This is a genomic window from Streptomyces sp. SCSIO 30461, assembly GCF_037023745.1.
In the GTDB taxonomy this organism is placed as follows: Bacteria; Actinomycetota; Actinomycetes; order Streptomycetales; family Streptomycetaceae; genus Streptomyces.
The window spans coordinates 5,788,190-5,813,072 of sequence record NZ_CP146101.1 but is presented as its reverse complement, the minus strand read 5'-3'; the positions used below and the strand labels follow the sequence as shown (position 1 = coordinate 5,813,072).

The 24,883-nt window shown below is 70.5% G+C and carries 22 protein-coding genes; 14 read left to right on the top strand and 8 right to left on the bottom strand.

Translation table 11 applies throughout. The features are described from left to right. The first annotated feature begins 185 nt into the window (after nt 1–185). From rpsA to V1460_RS26045, 4 genes are all read left to right on the top strand, one after another. Nucleotides 186–1,679, top strand: a complete 1,494-nt coding sequence (gene rpsA / locus V1460_RS26060) for a 30S ribosomal protein S1 (RefSeq protein WP_338676048.1) — start codon at nt 186–188, stop codon at nt 1,677–1,679. Nucleotides 1,680–1,955: 276 nt separating this feature from the next. Further along, on the top strand, nt 1,956–2,894 hold the full coding sequence (locus V1460_RS26055) for a PAC2 family protein (RefSeq protein ID WP_338678203.1): 939 nt from the start codon (nt 1,956–1,958) through the stop codon (nt 2,892–2,894). Between the two features lie 31 nt (nt 2,895–2,925). Beyond that, on the top strand, nt 2,926–3,528 hold the full coding sequence (coaE, locus tag V1460_RS26050) for a dephospho-CoA kinase (protein WP_338676047.1): 603 nt from the start codon (nt 2,926–2,928) through the stop codon (nt 3,526–3,528). 85 nt (nt 3,529–3,613) lie between these two features. Next, nucleotides 3,614–3,976 carry a tetratricopeptide repeat protein gene (locus V1460_RS26045; RefSeq protein WP_338676046.1) on the top strand — a complete coding sequence of 121 codons (363 nt, stop codon included), beginning with the start codon at nt 3,614–3,616 and terminating at the stop codon, nt 3,974–3,976. Nucleotides 3,977–3,979: 3 nt separating this feature from the next. On the opposite strand, the gene V1460_RS26040 is transcribed toward V1460_RS26045, so the two are convergent. Together V1460_RS26040 and V1460_RS26035 are read right to left on the bottom strand one after the other, a co-directional pair. Next, on the bottom strand, nt 3,980–4,255 hold the full coding sequence (locus V1460_RS26040) for a DUF6343 family protein (protein WP_338676045.1): 276 nt from the start codon (nt 4,253–4,255) through the stop codon (nt 3,980–3,982). A gap of 145 nt (nt 4,256–4,400) precedes the next feature. Beyond that, entirely contained in the window at nt 4,401–4,736 is a 336-nt protein-coding gene (locus tag V1460_RS26035; protein ID WP_338676044.1) for a hypothetical protein, read from the bottom strand. A gap of 200 nt (nt 4,737–4,936) precedes the next feature. Between V1460_RS26035 and V1460_RS26030 the strand changes: the two genes are divergently transcribed. From V1460_RS26030 to V1460_RS26015, 4 genes are all read left to right on the top strand, one after another. Next, the gene (locus tag V1460_RS26030) at nt 4,937–5,902 is read left to right on the top strand and encodes a slipin family protein (RefSeq protein ID WP_338678202.1); all 966 of its coding nucleotides are present in this window, start codon (nt 4,937–4,939) and stop codon (nt 5,900–5,902) included. Nucleotides 5,903–6,101: 199 nt separating this feature from the next. Continuing rightward, on the top strand, nt 6,102–9,074 hold the full coding sequence (locus V1460_RS26025) for a DEAD/DEAH box helicase (protein ID WP_338676043.1): 2,973 nt from the start codon (nt 6,102–6,104) through the stop codon (nt 9,072–9,074). After that, nucleotides 9,071–10,423: an SWIM zinc finger family protein gene (locus V1460_RS26020; protein ID WP_338676042.1), complete on the top strand. Its 1,353-nt coding sequence runs from the start codon at nt 9,071–9,073 to the stop codon at nt 10,421–10,423. Before V1460_RS26025 ends, V1460_RS26020 begins: the two co-directional genes overlap by 4 nt. 210 nt (nt 10,424–10,633) lie before the next feature. After that, nucleotides 10,634–11,353, top strand: coding sequence for a chaplin (locus V1460_RS26015; protein WP_338678201.1), 720 nt, complete (start codon nt 10,634–10,636; stop codon nt 11,351–11,353). Nucleotides 11,354–11,406: 53 nt separating this feature from the next. On the opposite strand, the gene V1460_RS26010 is transcribed toward V1460_RS26015, so the two are convergent. Both V1460_RS26010 and V1460_RS26005 read right to left on the bottom strand, forming a co-directional pair. After that, on the bottom strand, nt 11,407–12,090 hold the full coding sequence (locus tag V1460_RS26010) for a DUF2293 domain-containing protein (protein ID WP_338676041.1): 684 nt from the start codon (nt 12,088–12,090) through the stop codon (nt 11,407–11,409). Between the two features lie 434 nt (nt 12,091–12,524). After that, nucleotides 12,525–13,736: a pyridoxal phosphate-dependent aminotransferase gene (locus V1460_RS26005; protein ID WP_338676040.1), complete on the bottom strand. Its 1,212-nt coding sequence runs from the start codon at nt 13,734–13,736 to the stop codon at nt 12,525–12,527. 83 nt (nt 13,737–13,819) lie between these two features. Between V1460_RS26005 and V1460_RS26000 the strand changes: the two genes are divergently transcribed. After that, entirely contained in the window at nt 13,820–14,503 is a 684-nt protein-coding gene (locus tag V1460_RS26000) for a helix-turn-helix domain-containing protein (RefSeq protein WP_338676039.1), read from the top strand. Between the two features lie 65 nt (nt 14,504–14,568). After that, complete coding sequence (locus V1460_RS25995; protein WP_338676038.1) at nt 14,569–15,225, top strand: uridine kinase; 657 nt, start codon at nt 14,569–14,571, stop codon at nt 15,223–15,225. A 33-nt stretch (nt 15,226–15,258) separates the two neighbouring features. On the opposite strand, the gene V1460_RS25990 is transcribed toward V1460_RS25995, so the two are convergent. Beyond that, entirely contained in the window at nt 15,259–16,134 is an 876-nt protein-coding gene (locus V1460_RS25990; protein WP_407077634.1) for a carbohydrate kinase family protein, read from the bottom strand. A 101-nt stretch (nt 16,135–16,235) separates the two neighbouring features. Further along, the gene (locus V1460_RS25985; protein ID WP_338676037.1) at nt 16,236–17,144 is read right to left on the bottom strand and encodes a pseudouridine-5'-phosphate glycosidase; all 909 of its coding nucleotides are present in this window, start codon (nt 17,142–17,144) and stop codon (nt 16,236–16,238) included. Nucleotides 17,145–17,267: 123 nt separating this feature from the next. On the opposite strand from V1460_RS25985, the gene V1460_RS25980 reads away from it, so the two are divergent. Next, on the top strand, nt 17,268–17,645 hold the full coding sequence (locus V1460_RS25980; RefSeq protein WP_338676036.1) for a cupin domain-containing protein: 378 nt from the start codon (nt 17,268–17,270) through the stop codon (nt 17,643–17,645). A gap of 21 nt (nt 17,646–17,666) precedes the next feature. Here V1460_RS25980 and V1460_RS25975 read toward each other — a convergent pair whose 3' ends face one another. Beyond that, complete coding sequence (locus tag V1460_RS25975; protein WP_338676035.1) at nt 17,667–19,034, bottom strand: MFS transporter; 1,368 nt, start codon at nt 19,032–19,034, stop codon at nt 17,667–17,669. Nucleotides 19,035–19,257: 223 nt separating this feature from the next. Next, nucleotides 19,258–19,812: a methylated-DNA--[protein]-cysteine S-methyltransferase gene (locus tag V1460_RS25970; protein WP_338676034.1), complete on the bottom strand. Its 555-nt coding sequence runs from the start codon at nt 19,810–19,812 to the stop codon at nt 19,258–19,260. A gap of 245 nt (nt 19,813–20,057) precedes the next feature. On the opposite strand from V1460_RS25970, the gene V1460_RS25965 reads away from it, so the two are divergent. From V1460_RS25965 to uvrB, 3 genes are all read left to right on the top strand, one after another. Then, entirely contained in the window at nt 20,058–20,876 is an 819-nt protein-coding gene (locus tag V1460_RS25965) for an MHYT domain-containing protein (RefSeq protein WP_338676033.1), read from the top strand. Nucleotides 20,877–21,614: 738 nt separating this feature from the next. Next, on the top strand, nt 21,615–22,508 hold the full coding sequence (locus V1460_RS25960) for a reverse transcriptase domain-containing protein (RefSeq protein ID WP_338676032.1): 894 nt from the start codon (nt 21,615–21,617) through the stop codon (nt 22,506–22,508). Nucleotides 22,509–22,615: 107 nt separating this feature from the next. After that, the gene (uvrB, locus tag V1460_RS25955) at nt 22,616–24,769 is read left to right on the top strand and encodes an excinuclease ABC subunit UvrB (protein ID WP_338676031.1); all 2,154 of its coding nucleotides are present in this window, start codon (nt 22,616–22,618) and stop codon (nt 24,767–24,769) included. Nucleotides 24,770–24,883 lie beyond the last annotated feature (114 nt).

Sequence of the window (24,883 nt, the reverse complement as noted above, 5' to 3'; positions counted from 1 at the left end):
TGCGGGCTTGCGCGCCTCAGACGGAGCAGGCCGCGCTCGCATCTGTTGTATGTCCCCTCGGTTGTCGAGGCGCCATTCCCTACGGGTTGGCGCTTCCTAGGCTGTCCGGCTTCTTCAGCTGCGATACGGGCTCACGGCGTAGCAGTGCCTACGACTTCAATGTCCGTACCGGAGCCCTTTCCCACATGACGAGCAGCACCGAGACCACCGCCACCACCCCGCAGGTTGCGGTCAACGACATCGGTAACGAGGAAGCCTTCCTCGCCGCGATCGACGAGACGATCAAGTACTTCAACGACGGCGACATCGTCGACGGCGTCATCGTGAAGGTCGACCGGGACGAGGTCCTGCTCGACATCGGTTACAAGACCGAAGGTGTCATCCCGAGCCGCGAGCTCTCGATCAAGCACGACGTCGACCCGAACGAGGTCGTCAAGGTCGGCGACGAGATCGAGGCCCTGGTTCTCCAGAAGGAGGACAAGGAAGGCCGCCTGATCCTCTCGAAGAAGCGCGCCCAGTACGAGCGCGCCTGGGGCACCATCGAGAAGATCAAGGAAGAGGACGGCATCGTCACCGGTACCGTCATCGAGGTCGTCAAGGGTGGTCTCATCCTCGACATCGGCCTCCGCGGCTTCCTCCCGGCCTCCCTGGTCGAGATGCGCCGTGTCCGCGACCTCCAGCCGTACGTCGGCAAGGAGCTCGAGGCCAAGATCATCGAGCTGGACAAGAACCGCAACAACGTGGTCCTGTCCCGCCGTGCCTGGCTGGAGCAGACCCAGTCCGAGGTCCGCCAGACGTTCCTCACCACCCTCCAGAAGGGTCAGGTCCGCTCCGGCGTCGTCTCCTCGATCGTCAACTTCGGTGCCTTCGTGGACCTGGGTGGCGTCGACGGTCTGGTCCACGTCTCCGAGCTGTCCTGGAAGCACATCGACCACCCGTCCGAGGTTGTCGAGGTCGGCCAGGAAGTCACCGTCGAGGTCCTCGACGTCGACATGGACCGCGAGCGTGTCTCCCTGTCGCTGAAGGCGACGCAGGAAGACCCGTGGCAGCAGTTCGCCCGTACGCACCAGATCGGTCAGGTCGTCCCGGGCAAGGTCACCAAGCTGGTTCCGTTCGGTGCGTTCGTCCGTGTGGACGAGGGCATCGAGGGCCTGGTCCACATCTCCGAGCTGGCCGAGCGCCACGTGGAGATCCCGGAGCAGGTCGTCCAGGTCAACGACGAGATCTTCGTCAAGGTCATCGACATCGACCTGGAGCGTCGCCGGATCTCGCTGTCCCTCAAGCAGGCCAACGAGTCCTTCGGTGCCGACCCGGCGTCGGTCGAGTTCGACCCGACCCTGTACGGCATGGCCGCGTCCTACGACGACCAGGGCAACTACATCTACCCCGAGGGCTTCGACCCCGAGACCAACGACTGGCTCGACGGTTTCGAGAAGCAGCGCGAGGAGTGGGAGCGCCAGTACGCCGAGGCGCAGCAGCGCTTCGAGCAGCACCAGGCGCAGGTCATCAAGTCCCGCGAGGCCGACGAGGCCGCTGCTGCCGAGGGTGGCGCCGCCGCTCCGGCCGCCGCGCCGCAGGGTGGTTCCTACTCCTCGGAGTCGGACGACAACTCCGGCGCCTTGGCGTCGGACGAGGCCCTGGCCGCGCTTCGCGAGAAGCTGGCCGGCGGCCAGAGCTGATGAGGCTCACAGCCGGACGCTAGCCGCCAGGCGATAGCACCACCGAGGCCCGCCCCTTTCCGGGGCGGGCCTTCGGCTTTGTGCCCGCGCCATCGTGGCCCACCGGGTACGCGACCGTGGCGGGTGGTACGAAGACGTCACGGCACGGTGGTTGCCGTGGAGCCGACCCACTGCGTCGGCGTGCGTGCCACCGGCCGCACCGCGTCCCATGCCCCGGGAATGACCGCCCCGTCCGTGGTGTTGGCAAGGGCAATCGGAAGAGGGGCGTTGACGGTGGTGCTTGATCCGCAGGGTTTGTACGCGTGGGATCCCAAGGGGCTCGCGGTGGTCGACATGGCGCTGGCGCAGGAGTCGTCAGGGCTGGTGATGCTGTACCACTTCGACGGCTACATCGATGCGGGGGAGGCCGGCGAGCAGATCGTGGGTTCGCTGCTGGGCTCGCTGCCGCACCAGGTGGTGGCCCGCTTCGACCACGACCGGCTCGTGGACTACCGCGCCCGGCGGCCGCTGCTCACCTTCCGGCGCGACCGCTGGGCGGGCTTCGAGGCACCCGCGCTGGAGGTCCGGTTGGTCCAGGACGCCACGGGCGCCCCGTTCCTGCTGCTCTCCGGTCCCGAGCCCGATGTCGAGTGGGAGCGGTTCGCCGCCGCGGTCCGGCAGATCGTGGAGCGCCTCGGAGTACGGCTCTCGGTGAACTTCCATGGCATCCCCATGGGTGTGCCGCACACTCGCCCCGTCGGTCTCACACCCCACGGCAACCGAGTCGACCTCACCCCCGGGCACCTCAGCCCCTTCGACGAGGCACAGGTGCCGGGCAGCGCGGAAGCACTGGTCGAGTACCGGCTGATGGAGTGGGGCCACGACGTCCTCGGGATCGCCGCGCACGTACCGCACTACGTCGCCCGTTCCGCCTATCCCGATGCGGCGCTCACCGCTGTCGAGGCCATCACCGCCGCGACGGGCCTGGTGCTCCCGAGCGTGGCGCACACGCTGCGCGCGGAGGCGCAGCGCACCCAGACCGCGATCGAGCGGCAGATCGGGGAAGGCGACGAGGAACTGGTGACGCTGGTACGGGGGCTGGAGCACCAGTACGACGCGATCGCCGGAGCAGAGACGCGCGGCAGTCTGGTCGCCGAACCGGTGGACCTCCCGTCAGCGGACGAGATCGGCCGCGAGTTCGAGCGGTTCCTGGCCGAGCGGGAGGGCGACGCGTAGCCGCGCGGACCGGACCCCTAAGCTTCCGCTCATGCTGAAGGTGGGTCTGACCGGCGGAATCGGCGCCGGCAAGAGCGAAGTGTCGCGGCTTCTGGTGTCGTACGGGGCGATCCTCGTCGACGCGGACAGGATCGCGCGTGAGGTCGTGGAGCCCGGTACGCCCGGGCTTGCGGCGATCGTCGAGACCTTCGGCCCGGAGATCCTGGCCGCCGACGGCACACTGGACCGCCCGAGGCTCGGGTCGATCGTGTTCGCCGACGCCGACCGGCTGGCCGCGTTGAACGCGATCGTCCACCCTCTGGTCGGAGCCAGGTCCGCCGAGCTCGAAGCCGCGGCGGGGCCGGACACCATCGTCATCCACGACGTCCCCCTGCTCACCGAGAACCACCTCGCCCCGCTGTACGACATGGTCGTGGTGGTGGAGGCGTCCGAAGACACCCAGCTCGACCGACTGGTGCGGCTGCGCGGCATGACCGAGGCCGACGCCCGGGCACGCATGGCCGCACAGGCCACCCGGGAACAGCGGCGAGCCATCGCCGATCTGGTCATCGACAACGACGGGCCCCTGGAGTCACTGGCGCGGCGCGTACGGGAGGTCTGGGCGGCCCTCACCGAGCGCGCGGCAGCCGGATAGCGCGGTGGGGGGACCACGCGGGGGCGTACCCGAGGGACACCCACGGGCATGTTGAATCGCCTGGGGCAAGGGGAAGGATGCGAGAGTGCCCGACACAAACCCGGAGACCCACGTCATCGACTTCCGCGCCGCCGAGCACCTGCTGGCGGCCCGGGATCCTCGGGGTGCGGTGAAGCTGCTCGACTCAGTGATCGCGGCCCATCCCGAGAACACCGCCGCGCGGCTGCTGCGCGCCCGCGCCTTCTTCGCCGCCGCGCAACTGCGCCCAGCGGAGCTGGAGTTCGAGATCGTACTGGAGCGGGAGCCGGACAATGCGTTCGCGCACTTCGCGTTGGCCCGCACCTACCAGCGCGCGGGTCGACCCGAGCTTGCCCGGAGGCACTTCAGGCTGGCCGCGGCGCTCGACCCCAAGCCCGAGTACCTGGAGGCGGCCCGCTTCGACGACTGACCGTCAGTCCCGGGGGCTGCTGTCGCCCCGGTCCGGTTCGTAGGGCGGGATGTCCGGGCCCGGCTGGTAGTGCGGTCCCTGGTGGAGTCGGTGCACCACCATCATCAAGTCCGCGGAGATGATCACGATAAGCACCGCGCAGGCTATCGCCCAGCCGGCTCTGTCGTTCAGGCTGAACAGAGCGGTGCCGGCGACCGCCCACAACAGGCCCCAGACACTCAGCCAGAATCGCAACCGCAGGGGACTGCGTGCGGTCGCGGGCTCACTCCCGGTGCGCATGGCATATCGCCTCTTCCACTCCAGTGTCTACCCGAATTCCCGCGAATATGACCGCCCTGGGTGGATACGGGTCGAACCCATGGGCCCTGCGCGCGACGGGGCGCGGGCGGCATCGCGACGGATCCGCGCTGAGGTTTGGTGCGCCTCAGTGCACGAAGCTGTAGCTCAGCCAGGGCGTCGTCCCCGGTGCGATGTTGTCGAACAGCGTGGTCCCGATGTACCCGGACTCGGGCCCCTGGCAGTTGGGCTTCCGGTACAGGAAGATGTCCACCAGCGTCGCGTTCTCCACCCGGTGCGCGCCCTTCGGGATGAACGGGAAGCAGCCGGTCACGACGGGGTTGGACACCGTGACGACGCGCTTGTCCTCGGTCTCGTAGATGACGGTGCCGACCGCGGTCCGGCCGAGGCCGGAACAGCCCGCGACGGCGAGGGTCAGAAGCAGTGTCCCGGCCGCGATGGCGGGACGCCTGAGGTGGGGCATGGCTGGTCCTCGTCTGTCGTCTGGGAGCCCACTCGTCTTGTTCGTGATCGCTTGTGATCGCCACGTTGCCGGAGATCGACCCGGCGGGCACGTCAGAGACAGCCGCACAGGGGACCCGGGCGGATGCGGACGCTCGCCCCGCGGTCGTGGGGGGAATACCGTTGAAGCGGGGACCGGTGTGGACGGCAGGGGGTGCCGAGATGGTCGAAGACCTGGTGGTGGCCGGTGTGGCGGCTGGTTCGGCCCTCGTGGTCTACGGTGTGGCCGCGGCCCGGGTCATCAAGCAGTACGAGCGGGGCGTGGTGTTCCGCCTCGGACGGTTGCGGGACCGTGTCCGCGAACCCGGACTGACGATGATCGTTCCGCTGGTCGACCGCCTGCGTAAGGTGAACATGCAGATCGTGACCATGCCCGTGCCCGCTCAGGAGGGCATCACCAGGGACAACGTCACGGTGCGGGTCGACGCCGTCGTCTACTTCAAGGTGGTGGACGCCGCCGACGCCATCGTCAGCGTCGAGGACTACCGTTTCGCCGTCTCGCAGATGGCCCAGACCTCGCTGCGCTCGATCATCGGCAAGAGCGAACTGGACGACCTCCTGTCCAACCGGGAGAAGCTCAACCAGGGACTGGAGCTCATGATCGACAGCCCGGCCCTCGGGTGGGGCGTGAGCGTCGACCGGGTGGAGATCAAGGACGTGTCGCTCCCGGAGACGATGAAGCGCTCGATGGCCCGGCAGGCCGAGGCGGACCGGGAGCGCCGGGCCCGGGTCATCAACGCCGACGCGGAACTCCAAGCGTCGAAGAAGCTGGCCGAGGCGGCGCATCAGATGGCTGACGCGCCGTCGGCGCTCCAGTTGCGGCTGCTGCAGACGGTGATGGCCGTCGCCGCCGAGAAGAACTCCACGCTGGTGCTTCCCATCCCGGTGGAGCTGCTGCGCTTCCTGGAGCACGGTGCGCATCATCCGGAGCCCGCGGCTCATGCGGAGCCCGTGAGCGCGCGGGAGCCCGCAGCGCTGGACGATGCGGCCGATCCGCAGGCGCCCGCCGCCATCGAAGGGCTGGAACCGGGCGGGGTCACGAGCCTCGGCCTGGACCTGCCGCTGCCCGACGCGGCCGGGGTGCCGACGTCCGATGAGGACGCCACGGAGGGCCGCCGCACGGCGTGACTCCGCTCGAGTGCCGGTGCCGACGCGGTCCCGGCCCCCTCAAGGAGCAATGTCAGACCCCACCCGTATGGTCGTGGCTCGAGGTACGGACGGCTTCGAAGGCCCGGACTCCCGAGGAGACCCGAAGGCACCGGGGCACCGAGCCGAAGGTCACGAAGGACTCCGAGCATCCGCCACCGGAGGGGGAGGTGCCCCGCGTATGCCGCATCCGTCGCGTACCCGTACGCCGTTGACGCAGACGCAGACGCCGCAGGAGCGGACGGCGCTGCACACCAGCGCCGCGGTGTTCGTCCCTGCCGCGCTGCCGCGCGAAGGGCGCGTCGCCTTCTGGAGCCCGGATGGTCAGCAGCCGTCTGCCGCGCCCGGTTCGGCGGGGGAGCACACCGAGCTGACGGTGGTCCGGCGGCACGGCAGCGGGGCACGTCGCCAGGTCGTCCCGGCCGTGCTGCTGCCCCTCGCCGACGCCCTGCCCCTGCTCGCCCGCGCGCGGCACGACGCCGCGGCACACCCCGCCACCGTCTGCTGGGGAGCCGCAGCCCTGCACGCCCTCGGGCTCGTCGCGCGCGGCCGGCTGCTGCCCGGACTGACCGTGGAGGACCAGGACGCCTGGCGGGCCGGTCCGCTCGACGCCGACGACATCGCCCATCTACGCGGCATCGCCGCCGCGATGCCCTTCGAGGCTCATGCCACCCCGGTGCCCGGACTGCGTCCGCTGCGGCTGCCCGAGCCCGAAGCGCTGGTCAGGTCGTTCCTGGACGCGGTCGCCGACACGCTTCCCCGCACCCCGGCGGCCGAGTACGCCGTGGGGCGGCCGTTCGCCGCGATGGCTCCACAGCGGCTGCCGGACGCCCGCGCCTGGGCCGCAGAGGCCGCCGCGGGCATGGACGCAGGCGTGCGGATCTCACTGCGGCTGGATCTGTCGGCGTACGAGCTGTTCGACCGCGCCGACGAGGACGGGACCGACGAGGACGGGCCGGGCGGGGACGAGCGGAACGGGGACGGCTCCGCGCGGCAGGCCGCCGCCGTGCTCGTCCAGGTGCACAGCCTCGCCGATCCGACCCTGGTACTCGACGCCGCGCGGCTCTGGGCGGGCGACGGTGACGATCACTTCGGGCCCCGCGCGCGGATCGACGCGGTGCTCGCGCTGCGCCGCGCCGCCCGGGTGTGGCACCCGCTCGCGCGTCTCCTGGAGCGCGAGGTCCCCGATGTCCTCCCGCTCGGCGAGGACGAGCTGTACGAGCTGCTGGGTGTGGCCGCGGAGCGGCTCGGCGCGGCCGGCGTAACCGTGCACTGGCCCAGAGAGCTCGCCAGGACCCTCGCCGCCACCGCCGTGGTCCGGTCACCTGCGCCGGGCTCGGCCACCGATGGCACGCCGTTCTTCGACAGCGGGCAACTGCTCGCGTTCCACTGGCAACTGGCGCTGGGCGGCGACCCGCTGACCGCGCGGGAGATGGACGCGCTCGCCGAGTCCCACCGGCCGATCGTGCGGCTGCGCGACCAGTGGGTCGTGGTCGACCCCGATCTCGTACGCAAGGCACGCAAGCGAGAGCTGGGGCTGCTGGGACCGGTGGACGCGCTGGCGGTGGCACTCACCGGCAGCGCCGAGGTGGACGGGGAGACCGTCGATGCCGTGCCCGAAGGAGCCCTCGCCGCGCTCCGCGACCGGCTGGTCGAGGGCCCGGCCGTACCCGCGCCGCCACCCGGGCTCACCGCGACCCTGCGCGACTACCAACTCCGCGGGCTCGGCTGGCTGGGCCTGATGACCTCACTCGGGCTCGGCGGCTGCCTCGCCGACGACATGGGACTCGGCAAGACGGTCACGGTCATCGCGCTCCATCTGCACCGCGCCGCGGCGGGCGGCACCGGGCACGGCGCCCGCACGGCACCGACCCTCGTCGTCTGCCCGGCATCCCTGCTGGGCAACTGGCAGCGGGAGATCGCCCGTTTCGCCCCCGGGGTGCGGGTGCTCCGCTTCCACGGTGCCGAGCGCACCCTGGAGGCCGTCCGGGGCGACCGCGCCGAAGCCGACCGTCCCGGCTTCGTCCTGACCACCTACGGCACGATGCGCAGCAGCGCCGCCGAGCTCGCCGCCCAGACCTGGGGCATGGTCGTCGCCGACGAGGCACAGCACATCAAGAACCCGTTCTCCGCCACCGCCAAGGCCCTGCGCACCATTCCCGCCCCGGCCAGGATCGCCCTCACCGGCACGCCCGTGGAGAACAACCTGTCCGAGCTCTGGGCTCTACTCGACTGGACGACACCGGGACTGCTCGGACCGCTCAAGGCATTCCGCGCCCGCCACGCCCGCGCCGTCGAGAACGAGCAGCACGCCGAGAACGCGGGGAACGAACCGGCCGTCGAGCGGCTCGCCCGCCTGGTCCGGCCCTTCCTGCTGCGCCGCAGGAAGTCGGACCCCGGCATCGTGCCCGAGTTGCCGCCCAAGACCGAGTCCGACCACCCCGTGCCGCTGACGCGGGAACAGGCATCGCTCTACGAAGCCGTCGTGCGCGAGGCCATGGTCGGGATCGAGTGCGCCGACGGCATGGCGCGCCGTGGACTGATCATGCAGCTGCTCACCTCGCTGAAGCAGATCTGCAACCATCCGGCGCAGTACCTGAAGGAGGACGGCGCCCGGCTCGCCGCCCGCTCGGGGAAGCTCGCCCTGCTCGACGAACTGCTCGACACGATCCTGGCCGAGGACGGTTCGGCACTGGTCTTCACCCAGTACGTCTCGATGGCCCGGCTGATCTCCCGGCACCTTGAAACGAGGGGGGTCACCTCACAACTGCTCCACGGGGGCACCCCGGTGCCCGAGCGGGAGCGGATGGTGGACCGCTTCCAGTCGGGCGGGGCGCCCGTGTTCCTGCTCTCCCTGAAGGCCGCTGGCACCGGGCTCAACCTGACCAGGGCCGGGCATGTCATCCACTACGACCGCTGGTGGAACCCCGCGGTGGAGGACCAGGCCACCGACCGTGCCTACCGCATCGGCCAGACCCAGCCCGTGCAGGTACACCGGCTGATCGCCGAAGGGACCGTGGAGGACCGCATCGCGGAGTTGCTGCTGTCCAAGCGGGCGCTGGCGGACGCGGTGCTCGGTTCCGGTGAGGCGGCGCTGACCGAGCTCAGCGACCGGGAGCTGGCCGATCTCGTATCGCTGCGGAGGCCGTCATGACCGCCCCCCGCCGGTCCGCCCGCAGGGACTCCCCGCGCAGAGCCGACGACCGCCGGCGCACGTTCCCGCGGCTCGCCCCACGCCCAGGAGACGAGCCATCCGCCGCCTCCTGGTGGGGCAACGCATGGGTGGACGCCCTGGAGGACACCGCGCTCGACTCGGCGCGCCTCGCCCGCGGCCGGTCGTACGCGGGCCGGGGCCACGTCGACGCGATCACCGTGACGCCGGGCAGGGTCACCGCCTACGTCCATGGCTCCCGCCCCCGCCCGTACCGTACGGACATCAGGCTGCGCACCCTCACCGACGAGGACTGGGAGCGGCTCCTGGGCGCCGCGGCGGCCAGGCCCGAGCACATCGCCGCGCTGCTCGACAAGGACGTGCCGTACGCTCTCGCGGATGCCGCCGAACTGCTGCCCGCCCCGGGCGATCTGATCCCCGACTGCTCCTGCCCCGATGACGGGTTGCCCTGCAAGCACGCCGCCGCGCTCTGCTACCAGACCGCCAGGATCCTGGACGAGGATCCGTTCGTGCTGTTCCTGATGCGCGGACGCGGCGAACAGGAAGTGCTGGCGGAGCTGACCCGGCGCAACGCGGCGCGTTCGGCGGCCGAGCGAGCCGCGGCCCAGCGCGTCGCCGCTGAGCGTGCCGCCCCCCGGCAGACCGCCGGGACGGGACGCGCCGGTGCCGAGGTGCCGGCGACGTCACCGTCGCTTGCGACCGTGCAGGCAGCGGCCGCCCTCGCGGATCGCGGCCGCCCGGCGCTGCCGGACCCGCTGCCGGTACCCCCGCGCCCCGGGCGGCCGCCCGTGTATCCGGAGGCCGCCGGCGCTCCCGACCCACTGGCGCTCGACCTGCTCGCCACCGAGGCCGCGGCCCGTGCCCACACCACCCTGCGCACCGGGCGGGATCCGCTGGCCGGACTCACTCCCTGGCAGGACGCGGTCCGGTTGGCCGCCGCCCATCCCGGCTCCGGGCTCACCGCCTCCACCCGGGCGCTCTACACCGCGCTGGCCGGCTCCGCCGACCGCACGCCGACGGAGCTGGCCCGTGCCGTGGCGGCATGGCGCCAGGGCGGTCTCGCGGGTCTCGCCGCCCTTGAGGAGGAATGGGACCCTCCTGCCGGACCGTTCGACCGGGCCCGTCCCGCACTGATCGCCGCCGGTTTCCCCGACGGCCCGTCCTTCCGGCCGCGTCGCAACCGGCTCTCCACCACCTCGCTCCAACTGCGTCTGGGACAGGACGGCTTGTGGTACGGCTATGAGTCGGACCCTGGCACCGAGGACTGGTGGCCGCGGGGTATGCCCGACACGGATCCGGTCGGGGCGCTCACCGCGCTGAGGGGCCGCTGACGCCCGACGCGCCCCATCCGACCCATTGCATCGAGTGACTGTCTCGTGACGTTCAGTTCGATAATCAGCCCACTCGATGGGGTGAAAGGGGGGCCGGCCATAACCCGAATGGCTCCATCGCGTTATTTCCGGTGCGGGCAGAAACCCGTGGTCATTATCCGGAAGGCAGGAACAATGAGGCAGATTTGCCGAACAGGCCTCGTCGCAGCGATGGTCACGGGTGGCGCCATGGCAGCCGTCGGGGCCGCGCACGCCGACTCGGGCGCGCAGGGAGGCGCGGCCGGATCACCGGGCCTGATCTCCGGGAACACCGTGCAGATCCCCGTGCACGTCCCGGTGAACGTGTGCGGCAACACCGTCAACGTGGTCGGTGTGCTCGACCCGGCCATCGGGAACCGCTGCGCGAACGGTGGCGACTCCGCCCTGACCGCCGGTGATGTGCGGTCGGCCGCCAAGCAAGCCGCTGCCGACACCCGTGGCACCGGCGCCGACCGGGACATCCGCGCGAACCACGGCATTCGCGCCGACCGCACCGGAACCGGCCGTGACCAAGGCTCCCACCGCGACATCGGCGCCCTCGGCGGCGCGTTGGCCGCTGCCGACGCGCAGGGCTCCCCGGGTCTGCTTTCCGGCAACGGGATCCAGCTCCCCGTCGATGTGCCGGTGAATGTCTCCGGTAATTCCGTCAATGTCGTCGGTATCGGCAATGCCGCCGTGGGCAATGTGTCGTCGAACGGTCCTGCCGCCCCGAACCCGGTATCCCGTCCGCCGATGGAAGAAGTCGCCGCCGCTCACCACGAACCCCACTCGACATCCGCCCAGCTGGCCCAGACGGGTGCCGCGGCCGGTGCCGTCTTCACCATCCCGGCGGGTGCGGCCATGATCCTGGGTGGCGCCGTGCTCTATCGCCGCTTCCGCGCCGCGGCGTAGCGCGGGCGGCTCGGTGGGGGGTCAGGGTGCGTTTCGCCTCCACGCGGCGGATGTCACTCCGTCCCCATGCCCCCCGCCTCCCGCTCGGGTCCACGCCATCGGGCCAGCGTGGCCTCGATGGCCTCCGCCACTCGCCGGCGCGCCTCATGCCGCGGTATACCCCGCATGAGCAGGGTGTCGTAGGGCGTGTCCAGATGTCGTACGGACGCACGTACCGCCGCCGTGACCGCGCCCTCGTCCAGGGCGCGGCCGGCCGCGGTGCGGCCCACCCGCCCGCTTCCGCGCTCCGATGTGTGCGCCGCGACATCGGCTGCCCGGTCGAGCGGGCAGTATGGGAACAGCCGCAGGATCTCCGCCGTCAGCGTCGCCGTGAACCGCACATCCCGCGCCGCGCGCCGCGAGGCGTCCCGCTCGCGGCGCCTGGCCCGTGCCTCCGCATCGGCCAGACAGGCCGCCTCGGCCCGCGCCAGCGCCACTTCCTCCACCAGCAGGCCCTGCCGCTCGTACCGTGTGCGTTGTCTGTTGTGCCGCACGACGACGGCCCACAGCCCACTTGCTTCCCGCGCGCGGCGGGTGAGCGCCGCGTTTCCCCGTGGCAGGAACACCAGATGTCCCAGGTCCGCACAGTCCAGGCAGCTCGGGGAGTTGAACTCCAGGATCATCCGCTCCAGCGGCCCGCGACGGCAATCGGCGCAGCGGCGCTGCTTCAACGGCTCCACGACGACCAGAGGCTCCATCGGGCTCCGCCCCTCCCTCGCAGCGACCGTGTCCCCCCGTGCCTCCTGCGTCCCCCGATATCGCGTCAAATAATCGTTCGATGGGGCCAACGCGGTTCCAGTGGAGGTTCGAGTCCTCCCCCGGCACTTCCGTGCGCGCCGGGGTAGCCCAACTCGGCAGAGGCAGACCGCGATCAATCTCAGACTCTCGCTCCAGACTCAGCATTCGCCGCTCATCGCCGGATCGACCGGGCCCGGGCCCTGGTGCGTCGAAACGCCAGTTCGAGTCTGGTCCGCCGAGCTCGATCGGCGGTGGTCCAAGGGCAGGACGCGACGCAATGAGACCGACCCGGACCCTCAAGCGTGCCGGCTGTGATGTGGGCGGCATCGACAGGGCCCGGAGGCAGGCTACGCCTCCGGGCCCGCTCCCGTTTCGCGTCCCTACCGCGGGGCACTCACTGGCGGTAGCCGCTGAGGAAGCGGCCGATGCGGCTGATCGCCGCGTCCAGGTCGTCGGCACGCGGGAGCGTCAGGATCCGGAAGTGGTCCGGGCGCGGCCAGTTGAAGCCGGTGCCCTGCACGACCTGGATCTTCTCGCGCAGCAGTAGATCCAGGACGAACTTCTCGTCGTCGTGGACGGGGTACACCGAGGGGTCCAGCCGCGGGAAGGCGTACAGCGCGCCCTTCGGCTTCACACAGGAGACACCGGGAATCTCGTTGAGGCGCTCCCAGGCGCGGTCGCGCTGCTCGTGCAGCCGCCCGCCAGGCGCGGTGAGTTCCCGAATCGACCGACGGCTGCCGAGCGCGGCCTGGATGGCGTACTGGGCGGGTGCGTTGGGGCACAGCCGCATGGAGGCGAGCATGGTGAGCCCCTCCAGGTAGCTGCGGGCGTGCTGCTTGGGCCCGGTGACCACCAGCCAGCCGGAACGGAAGCCGGCCACCCGGTAGGTCTTGGAGAGCCCGCTGAAGGTGAGCACGACCAGGTCCGGGGCGAGAGCGGCCGCGCTGTGGTGGACGGCGTCGTCGTACACGATCTGGTCGTAGATCTCGTCGGCGAACACCATCAGCCCATGGCGGCGCGCCAGGCCGAGGATGCCCTCGATGATCTCGGGCGGATACACGGCGCCGGTGGGGTTGTTGGGATTGATGATCACCACGGCCTTGGTCCGGTCGGTGATCTTCGATGCCATGTCGTCGAGGTCCGGGTACCAGTCCGCCGACTCGTCGCAGAGGTAGTGGACGGGGCGTCCTCCGGCGAAGGTGGTGACGGCGGTCCACAACGGGTAGTCGGGAGCCGGGATCAGAACCTCGTCGCCGTCCTCCACCAGCGCCTGGACAGCCATGGAGACCAGCTCCGACACGCCGTTGCCGAGGAAGACGTCATCGACCCCGACGTCGCTGAGCCCGAGCCCCTGGTAGCGCTGGGCGACCGCGCGGCGGGCGGAGAGGATGCCGCGGGAGTCGGTGTAGCCGTGGGCCTGCGGCAGCATCCTGATCACGTCCTGGAGGATCTCCTCCGGTGCCTCGAAGCCGAAGAGCGCCGGGTTGCCCGTGTTGAGGCGCAGAACGCTGTGGCCCGCCTCCTCCAGCGCGTTGGCGTGCTCGATGACCGGGCCCCGGATCTCGTAGCAGACCTCGCTCAGCTTGCTCGACTGCCGGAACTCCATGCGCTGACCTCCCCGGAAACGTTGATGCTTGGTTTTACCAAGTGGCTGCTTGGAAAGTCCAACGGTATGTCTAGACTCCCCGTATGCCGACTCGCCCGACAACCCCGCCAGGCGCCGAGACCGCGTCGCCTGCCGCAGCTTCGCCGCGCGCCGTGCGGCGCCGAAGCTACGACCAGTTCTGTGCCGCCGCCCGTGCGCTCGACGCGGTGGGCGACCGCTGGACCCTGCTGATCATCAGGGAACTGCTGGCGGGGCCGCGCCGCTACACCGATCTGCACGTGGATCTGCCCGGTGTGAGCACGGACGTGCTGGCGTCCCGGCTCAAGGACATGGAACGCGACGGCCTGGCCGTACGCCGTCGCCTTCCGGCGCCTGCCTCGGTGTATGTCTACGAACTGACCCCTCGTGGAGAGGGGCTGCTGCCCGTGCTCGCCGCTCTGGCCGATTGGGGCGCCTCCGAGTTGACCGATCCCCGGCCCACTGACGCGGTGAGGGCCCACTGGTTCGCGCTGCCGTTGCGGCGGAGCCTTGAGCGAGACGGCTGGCGGGGGCTCGTGGAAGTCAGGTTGGACGAGGGCGAGTTCCATGTACGCGTCGGTGCGGACGCGGGGCATCCGGTGTATGGGGAGGGTGCGGCGCCGGAGGGAGCGGCCGATGCGCGACTCGAACTCGACGCCGGGACCTGCCTGGAGATCGGCCGGGGGTGTCTGAGCGTGGCGGAAGGAGTACGGGACGGCCGTGTCCGCCTGAAGCGGTTCACGGCCTGAGCCGGTTACGTCCTGCCGCGGGGGGCATGCCGTTCGCCCGGCAGGCGGATCGGCATGATGGAGCCGTGCGACTGGAACCGATCACCTGGGATCGCCTCACCGAAGCCGTCGCCGACCGGATCACGCGGACCACCGCCGCGGACGGCGGCCCCTGGCTCCGGGTGGCCGTGGACGGTGCTCCCGCCACCGGCACGGGCGCGGCCGCCTCCGGGCTCGCGGAAGCGCTGAGACTGCGTGGGCGTTCGGTCCTGGTGATCGCTGCCTCCGGGTTCCTGCGACCGGCTTCGCTGCGCTACGAGCACGGCCGTGAGGACCCCGACTCGTATTACGCGGACCGGCTCGACACCGGAGCGCTCTGGCGCGAGGTCTTCGCACCACTGGAGCCCGGAGGCCAGGGCCGGGTGCTGCCCGACCTCCGGGACCCGGTCACCGACCGCGCCACCCGCAGCGCCTACCGCGAACTGCCGCCCGGGGGAGTGCTGGTGCTGCACGGCCCGCTGCTGCTCGGGCACTGGTTCCCGTTCGACCTCACCGTCCATCTAGGGCTCTCGCCGGGCGCGCTGCGCCGCCGTACGGACGAGACCGAGCACTGGGCGCTGCCCGCTTTCGCGCGCTACGAACGGGAGGTCGCCCCGGCCGATTCCGCCGATGTCGTCGTCCGTGCCGACGACCCGCGGCATCCGGCCTGGAACCACCCGTGGGGACCGCCCGGCGAAGCCTGAGGGCCGTTCCGGCGACGCCACCGGGAGGGGGCCTCATCCCACGGGCGGACGCCCCCCGTCCAAGGTGACGGCGACGGCTCCCGCGCGGCATCCCTCGTGTGCCGCGACCGCCGGGTCCGCGCCGGCCAGAAGAGCGGCCAGGAAGGCGCCGCTGAAGGCGTCGCCCGCTCCCGTCGAGTCGACCGCCTGGGCCGGGACCGGAGGCACCCGCCCCGTCACCTTGCCCGATTCCGCCAGCAGCGCGCCCTCGGCGCCGAGCGTGACCACGGTGAGCGGGATTCGGCGACTGAGCACGGCAGCCGCGTCGGCGGTGTCGGCGACGCCGGTCAGCACCCGGGCTTCGTCCGCGTTGGGCAGTAGCACATCGGCGCCTGAGGCCGCTTGGAGGAACTGCTCCGCGCCCAGTGCCGCGATGAAGCCCGCCGAAGCGGGGTCCACGCTCACGGGGACGCCCCGTGAACGTGCGTCGACGATGGCGGCGGCGGCGAGTTCGCGGCTCGGGTCGGCGAAGAAGAGATAGCCGGAGAGATGGAGCCGGGCGACGCCGTCGAGCAAGTCGGGCGACCAGTCGGCCGGCGAGATCCGCAGGGCCGCCCCGCTGTCGGTGAGAAAGGTGCGTTCGGCGTGGGCATCCACGAGCGCGACGATGGTGGCGGTCTGCACATCGGGATCGGACACCAGGAGGGGACGCACCCCGGCCTCGCGCAGCCGTGCGGTGTGCCATTCGGTGCTCTCCCCGCCGACCCTGCCGAGTAGCCGTACGTCGGCACAACCCGCGTACGCGGCCCAGCAGGCCGCGTTGGCCCCGGCGCCGCCCGGGAGGGTGCGCACCTCGGCGGCGGTGTCGGTGCCATGGGCGAGCCGCGCACGGTGTCGTGCCACGACATCGGTCGCCACATCGCCGATCACCAGCAGGGCACCGCCTCCCGTGCGCGACGCGCCCGGAGCGGAGGCGCCGGGATCAGGGCCACCTGGACCGCCGGTGGTCCCGGCCTGGCCGGCGGGGCCGGTCACAGCGCCGCCGCGATCCGGGCCGCGAGCCGCACGTTCCCGCGCACCGCCGCCAGGTTCGCCTCCAGCGAGGCACCCGCCGTGGCGCGCATCAGATGTTCCAGCAGGAACGGGGTCACCCCCTGGCCGGTGATACCGCGCTCCCGGCAGGCGCTCAGCGCATCCGACAGCACCCGGTCGTGCAGTTCGGGGTCGAGCTGCCGGTCCTCCGGGACCGGCTGGGCCACGACCAGCGCGGTGTCGGGACCGCCGAGCGCGTCCTGGGCGCGGATCACCTCGGCGACCTCTTCGGGCGTGTGCACCGTCCAGTCGACGGGCTCGCCCGATGAGGACAGATAGAAGCCGGGGAAGCGGTCGGTGCCGTAGCCCAGGACACCGACGCCCAGGGTCTCCAGGCGTTGCAGGGTCGCGGGGACGTCCAGGATCGACTTCACCCCGGCGCAGACCACGGCGATCCGGGTCCGTGCCAGCAACCGCAGGTCGGCCGACTCGTCCTGGGAGCGGACCCACTCCCGGTGGACTCCGCCGAGTCCGCCCGTCGCGAACACCCTGATCCCGGCACGAGCGGCGAGAAACGCCGTGGCGGACACGGTCGTCGCACCGCTCGCCCCGCTGGCGAGGGCGGGCGCGAGGTCGCGGTGGCCCAGCTTGCGCACCTCGGGGTCCTGGGCGACCCGCTCCAACTGGGCCTTGCCGAGCCCGATATGGGCCTGCCCGTCCAGTACGGCGATCGTCGCAGGCACCGCCCCGTGGTCCCGGACGAGGGACTCCAACTCCTCCGCGACCGCCAGGTTGCGCGGGCGGGGCAGGCCGTGGGCGATGATCGTGGACTCGAGGGCGACGACGGGACGGTCGGCGTCGAGCGCCTCCCGCACCTCTTGTGACAGCAGCAGCGTGGTCTCGGACATGATCCATCCCTGGCACCTCACCTCACTGCGCAAACGTTTCGGCAGGCAGGGAATTGCCTCGTCCCGCCGTCGGGCCATGCCTGCCCGCGCGATGCCCGACCGACCCCGCTAAGGTGACGCGCCATGACGACCTTTGATGACACCGCCGCCGGTCCGGAATCCCCTTCCTTTGTCGTGCACATTCCGGATATCGACTTGGAAGTGGAGCCGCTCGACCCTGACCAGATCGTCTCCGGCGAGCCCGTGGTCACCGGAAAGGTCCTGTGGGAGTCGGAAGACGGCAGGCAGCTGCGCGGCGTCTGGCAGATCACCCCCGGCGTGGTCACGGACACCGAGGCCAATGAACTGTTCGTGGTCGTGAGTGGGCGCGCCACCGTGGAGGTGGAGGGCGGGGACACCTTTGAACTCGGCCCCGGCGACGCATGTGTGCTGCGTGAGGGCGACAAGACGACCTGGACGGTCCACGAGACGCTGCGAAAGGCGTACCACATCAGCCTGTGACCCGGGTCGGGGTCGGGCGGCTCAGTCGGCGGTCGCGGAACCCGCCGGGTCCGGGGCGACCGCGGCGCCGGGGGTGTCCTGGCGGGCGGCGACCCCGTCCCCGGGCGCAGTCGTGTCCCCACCGCCGCGCGACCGCCCGAGCGCGCGACGCACGGCGAGGGCGGCCAGCGGCAGCAGCAGGCAGGCTCCGACCGCGTTCAGCCAGCCGTAGCCCGCGCGGGACACGATCAAGCCGGCCGCCATACCGCCGATGCCCGCCGCCGAACTCATCGTCAGGTCGGAAAGTCCTTGGACGGCGGCCCGGGCCGGTCCTGGCACCGAGTCGGTGAGCAGCGCCGAACCCGAGACGAGTGCGGCGGACCAGCCGAGACCCAGCAGGAACAGGCCCGCGGCGGTACGGCCGTGGCTTGCCCCTGCGGTGCCGGCCAGCAGCGCCGCGCACGCGAGCAGTCCCACGGCCAGGCCGATCACCGCGAGCCGGCCGAGCCGGTCGGCGAGCCAGCCCATCACCGGTGAGAACGCGTACATGCCGGCGATATGGCCGCTGATCACCAGCCCGATCAACTCGATACCCGCCCCGTGATGGCTCAGGGCCACAGGGGTCATCGACATGATCGACACCATCGCGGTATGCGCCACCGCGATGGTGGTGAGGGCCAATCGGGCCGATGGCGAGGCCCGGACGGCACGTACGCCCGCCCGCAGCGAGCGCCCTTCATCGGTGTCCTCGCCGGCCGGGGCCAGTGCCCGCGCGGTCAGCAGGGGATCGGGGCGCAGCAGCAGGGCGATGACGAGTGCCGCGATCAGGAACACCCCGCCCGCCCACAAGAACGGTCCCGCAGTCTCCGGGATCCCGAGCCCGGACGCGCTGCGTCCCGCAGGCCCGGCGATGTTCGGCCCGAGGACCGCTCCGATCGTGGTGGCCCACACCACGAGCGAGATGGCCCGCGCCCGCCGCTCGGGCTCCGCCAGGTCGGCAGCGGCGAACCGGGACTGCAGGTTCGCCGACGAGGCGGCGCCGAAGCCCGCCATCCCCAGCAGCAGCAGCGGGTAGTTCCCGAGCACCGCCGCCAGGACCACGACGCCCGCCCCGAGCGCACCGATCACATAGGCCAGTACGAGGCCGGGGCGGCGGCCACGTGCGTTCATCAGCGCGGCCAGCGGTACGGAGAGTACCGCCGTGCCGGCCACCGTAGCCGTCGACGCGAGACCTGCGAGTGCCTCGGAACCGCTCACATGCTGCGCCAGTACCGCGGCCAGGGCGACGCCGGTGGCGACGCCGAGGCCGCCGAGTATCTGGCCCGCTATGAGCACCGGAGTGATCCGACGCCGCAACGCGGGCAGTCCCGCCGCGTCGACCACGGCCGAGGACTTCGCCCCGGCGCTCACCGGGCGACCGCGCCCGGCCCGGAGAGCATGCTGGTGAAACCGACTGTCGGAACATCGCAGGAAGTAGGGGCCACCGTCGCAGTCTGCCAGGTGTGCCCGCGTCGACGGAATCGCCTTTCAACCGCCCGGCGGGTGCGCGGAGGCAAGCCCAGGGCGCACACGGTCGGTGCCGTGGGTGCGTACGGCCGGTGCCGCCGGGCTCGGACGGTCGGTGCCACCGGGCTCAGAACAGCGGCTCGGGCAGCACCCCCTCCAGGGCCAGCAGCCTGCGCTTGGTCTCCCGGCCGCCGCCGAAGCCGCCCAGACTCCCGTCGCCCTCCACCACGCGATGGCAGGGCACCACGAGCGGCAGCGGATTGGACCCCATGGCCGCGCCGACCGCCTGCGCGGCCCCGGGCTGCCCCACCCGCGCGGCCAGCTCGCCGTAGCCCACGACCGAGCCGTACGGCACCCCGGACGCCAGCTCGCGCAGCGCCCGGCGTTGGAAGCCTGAGGTCAGCGACCAGTCCAACGGCAGGTCGAAGTCCTTGCGCCGCCCCGCGAAGTACTCCGCGAACTGACGTATGGGCTCGGCGAGCCAAGCGGGGGCGTCGCCGCTCCCCGCCACCGCGTCCACCTCGTGCGGCGCGCTGCCCAACTGCGCGGCCAGCCGCCCGACCGCCCTGTCCCGCACCGGCGCGCCAGCGTGGAACACGACGCTCACCAGTCCCTCGGCGGTGGCGGCGATGAGCAGCGGCCCGATGTCCGAGCCCATCACGGTCCACTCGAAGCTCTCCATACCCACCACCGTAGAACCAGCCACTGACACTGCGGCTGGTACTCAGGTTGGTCGTGGCTCTGCCACTGACTGACGCCCTGCTGGGCTGCCTACAAGCTGTTCTGTCAGCCCCCGGCGCGGCGGCGCCCGGGTTTGCCTCCTGGCCGGATCGCTCTACTCTCGCCCCGTAACGGGCGTTCCTCCAGCGGGAGCCCTGCGGTCACGCGTGCCAACGGGCGGCACAGGGAGCGAAGGGCACAGCACGTATGCACGGTACAGTCGACGGTTTCAGCCACGGTCTCCTCACGCCCGTAGCCGCGTATCTGATGGCCTGCGTGGGAGGGGTGCTCGGGCTGCGCTGCACCGCCAGGGCCGTGCGCGGCGGCGGACCGCGCGGAGCGAGCGGAGTGTCACGCGGCCGCTGGCTGATGCTCGGCGCAGCCGCCATCGGCACCGGGATCTGGACCATGCACTTCATCGCGATGACGGGTTTCACCGTCGCCGGGGTCCCGATCGTCCACGACCGGCCGACGACCTGGGCGAGCCTGGGTGTCGCGGTCGGTATGACCGGCATCGGGACCGTCATCGTGGGCTGGCGCGGCGCCACGGCCATGGCCCTGGTCACCGGTGGCACGATCACCGGGCTCGGCATCGCGTCCGCGCACTACCTGGGCATGGCGGGGATGCGGCTCCAGGGGCGGCTCGCTTACGACACGGGAACGGTCGCCCTCTCCGCCCTGATCGCCGTCGTCGCGGCCACCACGGCACTCTGGGCCGCCGTCTCCGCGCGGGGCCGGTTGCCGAGCCTGGGTGCCGGGCTGGTGATGGGGGTCGCCGTCAGCGGGACGCACTACACAGGCATGGCGGGTGTGCGGGTCCATGCGAACCCTCCGGCCCCCGTGGGTCCGGTCGGCGAGTCGGCGGCGGCACTCAGCGCCCCCCTGCTGGTCGGGCCCGTCTTCTTCCTCGTGCTGGCGGGCGGGCTGGCCATGTCGTCCGGCAGGCGCTCCGTGGCCGCAGGGAATCCGGCTTGCCCGCATCGATGTCAGTGGCGGGTCGTACGGTGGTTCCATGGTGCGTCCTGAAAGCTGGTCCAGGCTCGCGGGTGAAAGTCCCGTCCGGGTAGACACCGGAGTGCCCGGTAGCAGGTCCCGGTCCGTCGCGGAGACGTGGTGGGCTGAGCGGGATGTCGAGAGCCTCTTTGGAGGGAGCAAGCACGCGGGCCGTAGCGTGAAGCGAACCCTGCAGCCTCGTCACACCGACAGTGAAGAAGCCGAGCCCGTCATGTCAGGGCGAAGGCCATGTCCTGGGGGCCCTGTTCCGGGGTCAGCCTCCAGGGTTCTTCCGGGGTAGAGGGGGCGGCACGTGTGCACAGTCTGGGCCGGAACAGGAGAGACCCGTCTGACCACGCCTGGCATCAGGCAAGAGACCGGACGTATAAGCCGATGGTGAAGTCGTCCGGAGGGCAGCGGGAGTCCGAGCGGGGCGTAGTACCGCTGATCGGCGTGCAACATAACGCGCCGGGAGGGAAGGGCCCGCACTTTGATCACGTTCGTGGCGAGGGTAAGCATGAGGGCATGACCGGGTCTGCCCGGTCCAACTACCCCGACGGGCGATGCTCCGTCGTAGTGGACGGATATGCGTCCGTCTCGAAAGTGCGAAAACTTCAACGCGGACTATGGGCTGCGGCCAAGCAGTCGCCGGAACGGCGTTTCCATGCCCTGTATGACCGTATCCACAGGGGTGATGTGCTGTGGGAGGCGTGGGAACGGGTCCGGGCCAATAGAGGAAGTGCCGGGGTGGATCGGGTCACTCTGGTATTCGTGGAGAAGGAATATGGGGTCGGGCGGTTGCTCGGAGAGCTCCAGTCTTCTTTGCGTGCAGGTACGTATCGTCCCGCGCCCGCCAGGCGTGTGGATATCCCGAAACCGCAAGGCGGTGTGAGACCGCTAGGGATTCCTGCTGTCCTGTCGGACCGCAGGGTCCTCAAGCTGGTTCGTCTGTGGTTGCAAGCTGGTGTGATGGTGGACGGTGAGGTCCGGCGGACGGTTGCCGGGACGCCTCAAGGCGGGGTGATCTCGCCTCTGCTGGCCAATATCTACCTGCATGTTCTGGATACCGAGCTGACGCAGCGAGGAGTGGGCGAGCTCGTGCGGTACGCCGACGACGGAGTCGTCCTGTGCCGTTCGGCTCGTCAGGCCAGAGCTGCTCTGGAGGCGGTCGGGGAGATTCTCCGATCTCTGGGGCTGCAACTGCACCCGGACAAGACGAAAGTAGTTGACCTCAGAGAGGGCCGGGAAGGACTCGACTTCCTTGGCTGTCACTTCCGTGCTCGTTTCTCGGGCAAGGTGTGGGAGAAGTACGGAAAGATTCGCTTCTACCTGCATCGCTGGCCATCGCAAGCGGCAATGAAGAGACTCCGGGGCAAGGTCCGGGAACGGACTGACCGCCGTCGGTCGGGAAGGGATGTCCGTGATGTGATTGCGGATTTGAATCCAATCCTGCGCGGCTGGGGAAACTACTTCCGAACCGGGAATGCCGCTGGGAAGTTCCGAACTGTTGATGATTACGTGGTGTTCCGGCTCCGTAGATTGATGATCAAGAAACGTGGGCGGAACTTGCGTACAGGGCAACATTTGGAATGGACTGAAGAATGGTTCAGCGGGCACGGCCTGTATCAACTGCGCGGCACGGTTCGTTACCCGAAGACTGCGTAACCATGTCAAGAAGATCACCGGTAAGCCGTGTGCGGGAAAACCGCACGCACGGATTGAAAGGGGACGAAGGAGACGGACTCGTAAGAGCACCGCGCCTTCAACTACCAATGCGGCCCGTTACCCAGATCGAACGTTCGATGGCGCCCTTCGAGGTCGTCAGCCCCTACCGGCCCAACGGCGACCAGCCGACGGCCATCGCCGAGCTGGAGAAGCGCGTCCGAGCAGGTGAGAAGGACATCGTCCTGCTCGGTGCGACCGGCACGGGCAAGTCCGCCACCACGGCCTGGATGATCGAGAAGCTCCAGCGCCCCACTCTGGTGATGGCGCCGAACAAGACGCTGGCCGCCCAGCTGGCCAATGAGTTCCGCGAGCTCCTCCCGAACAACGCGGTGGAGTACTTCGTCTCGTACTACGACTACTACCAGCCGGAGGCCTACGTCCCGCAGTCGGACACGTACATCGAGAAGGACTCCTCGATCAACGAGGAAGTGGAGCGGTTGCGCCACTCCGCGACGAACTCGCTGCTGACACGCAGGGACGTGGTCGTGGTCGCCTCGGTCTCGTGCATCTACGGCCTCGGCACCCCGCAGGAGTACGTCGACCGCATGGTGCCGCTGAAGGTCGGCGCGGAGATCGACCGCGACCAGTTGCTGCGCCGCTTCGTGGACATCCAGTACACGCGCAACGACCTGGCGTTCACGCGGGGCACCTTCCGGGTCCGCGGCGACACCATCGAGATCTTCCCGGTCTACGAGGAGCTCGCCGTCCGCATCGAGATGTTCGGCGACGAGATCGAGGCGCTGTCCACACTGCACCCGCTCACCGGCGAGGTGATCAGCGACGACCACGAGCTGTACGTCTTCCCCGCCAGCCACTATGTCGCCGGCCCCGAGCGCATGGAGAAGGCGGTCAACGGCATCGAGCGCGAGCTCGAGGAGCGCCTCGCCGAGCTGGACAAGCAGGGCAAGCTGCTGGAGTCGCAGCGCCTGCGGATGCGCACCACCTACGACATCGAGATGCTGCGCCAGATCGGCAGTTGCTCCGGCGTGGAGAACTACTCGATGCACTTCGACGACCGTGAGCCCGGCACCCCGCCCAACACACTCCTCGACTACTTCCCCGAGGACTTCCTGCTGGTCATCGATGAATCGCATGTGACGGTCCCGCAGATCGGCGCCATGTACGAGGGCGACGCGTCCCGCAAGCGGACCCTGGTCGACCACGGCTTCCGGCTGCCGTCGGCCCTGGACAACCGGCCCCTGAAGTGGGAGGAGTTCCAGAAGCGGATCGGGCAGACGGTCTATCTCTCCGCGACCCCGGGAAGCTACGAGCTGTCCCGCTCCGACGGCTTCGTCGAGCAGATCATCCGCCCCACCGGACTGGTCGACCCCGAGGTGGTCGTCAAGTCCACCGAGGGCCAGATCGACGACCTGGTGCACGAGATCCGCAAGCGTACCGACAAGGACGAGCGCGTACTCGTGACCACCCTCACGAAGAAGATGGCCGAGGACCTCACCGACTACTTCCTGGAGCTGGGCATCAAGGTCCGCTATCTGCACAGCGACGTCGACACCCTGCGCCGGATCGAGCTGCTGCGCGAGCTGCGGGCGGGTGAGTACGACGTGCTGGTCGGCATCAACCTGCTCCGTGAGGGACTCGACCTCCCCGAGGTGTCCCTGGTGGCGATCCTCGACGCGGACAAGGAGGGCTTCCTGCGCTCCGGCACCTCCCTCATCCAGACCATCGGCCGCGCGGCGCGCAACGTGTCCGGCCAGGTCCATATGTACGCCGACAGGATCACCCCGGCGATGGAGAAGGCCATCGAGGAGACCAACCGCCGCCGGGAGAAGCAGATCGCGTACAACAAGGCGAACGGCATCGACCCCCAGCCCCTGCGCAAGAAGATCAACGACATCGTGGCCACCATCGCCCGCGAGGAGGTCGACACCGAGCAGCTCCTCGGCACCGGCTACCGCCAGGGCAAGGACGGCAAGGCGGCCAGGACGCCAGTGCCCTCGCTCGCGGCGCACGCGGCACCTGCCGCCAAGTCGGCGAAGGGCGGCAAGGCCGGAGGGGCCGGGAAGGGCGAGATCACCAGCGACCGTCCGGCCGCCGAACTGGCCGGAATCATCGAGGAGATGACCGATCGGATGAGGGCCGCCGCGGCGGAGCTCCAGTTCGAGGTGGCCGCGCGGCTGCGGGACGAGGTCAGCGAACTGAAGAAGGAGCTGCGGCAGATGAGGGAGGCGGGACTGGCCTGAGTCGGCCACTGTTGCAAGAACGACACAAAAAGGCAGACCCGCGGGCCGTGAGCCCGCGGGGATGCGTAGTGTTTCAGACGTGGCCGCCCCAGGGAGGGCGGTCGCGGCGGCTAT

Bases quoted from the DNA above. Each gene is read 5' to 3' on its own strand.
- V1460_RS25980 (WP_338676036.1), top strand. From the start codon at position 17,268: ATGACGACCTTTGATGACACCGCCGCCGGTCCGGAATCCCCTTCCTTT.
- V1460_RS26020 (WP_338676042.1), top strand. From the start codon at position 9,071: ATGACCGCCCCCCGCCGGTCCGCCCGCAGGGACTCCCCGCGCAGAGCC.
- rpsA (WP_338676048.1), top strand. From the start codon at position 186: ATGACGAGCAGCACCGAGACCACCGCCACCACCCCGCAGGTTGCGGTC.
- coaE (WP_338676047.1), top strand. From the start codon at position 2,926: ATGCTGAAGGTGGGTCTGACCGGCGGAATCGGCGCCGGCAAGAGCGAA.
- V1460_RS26025 (WP_338676043.1), top strand. From the start codon at position 6,102: ATGCCGCATCCGTCGCGTACCCGTACGCCGTTGACGCAGACGCAGACG.
- V1460_RS26040 (WP_338676045.1), bottom strand. From the start codon at position 4,255: ATGCGCACCGGGAGTGAGCCCGCGACCGCACGCAGTCCCCTGCGGTTG.
- uvrB (WP_338676031.1), top strand. From the start codon at position 22,616: ATGCGGCCCGTTACCCAGATCGAACGTTCGATGGCGCCCTTCGAGGTC.
- V1460_RS25970 (WP_338676034.1), bottom strand. From the start codon at position 19,812: ATGGAGAGCTTCGAGTGGACCGTGATGGGCTCGGACATCGGGCCGCTG.
- V1460_RS25985 (WP_338676037.1), bottom strand. From the start codon at position 17,144: ATGTCCGAGACCACGCTGCTGCTGTCACAAGAGGTGCGGGAGGCGCTC.
- V1460_RS26000 (WP_338676039.1), top strand. From the start codon at position 13,820: ATGCCGACTCGCCCGACAACCCCGCCAGGCGCCGAGACCGCGTCGCCT.
- V1460_RS26030 (WP_338678202.1), top strand. From the start codon at position 4,937: ATGGTCGAAGACCTGGTGGTGGCCGGTGTGGCGGCTGGTTCGGCCCTC.
- V1460_RS26010 (WP_338676041.1), bottom strand. From the start codon at position 12,090: ATGGAGCCTCTGGTCGTCGTGGAGCCGTTGAAGCAGCGCCGCTGCGCC.
- V1460_RS25965 (WP_338676033.1), top strand. From the start codon at position 20,058: ATGCACGGTACAGTCGACGGTTTCAGCCACGGTCTCCTCACGCCCGTA.
- V1460_RS26015 (WP_338678201.1), top strand. From the start codon at position 10,634: ATGGTCACGGGTGGCGCCATGGCAGCCGTCGGGGCCGCGCACGCCGAC.
- V1460_RS26035 (WP_338676044.1), bottom strand. From the start codon at position 4,736: ATGCCCCACCTCAGGCGTCCCGCCATCGCGGCCGGGACACTGCTTCTG.
- V1460_RS26005 (WP_338676040.1), bottom strand. From the start codon at position 13,736: ATGGAGTTCCGGCAGTCGAGCAAGCTGAGCGAGGTCTGCTACGAGATC.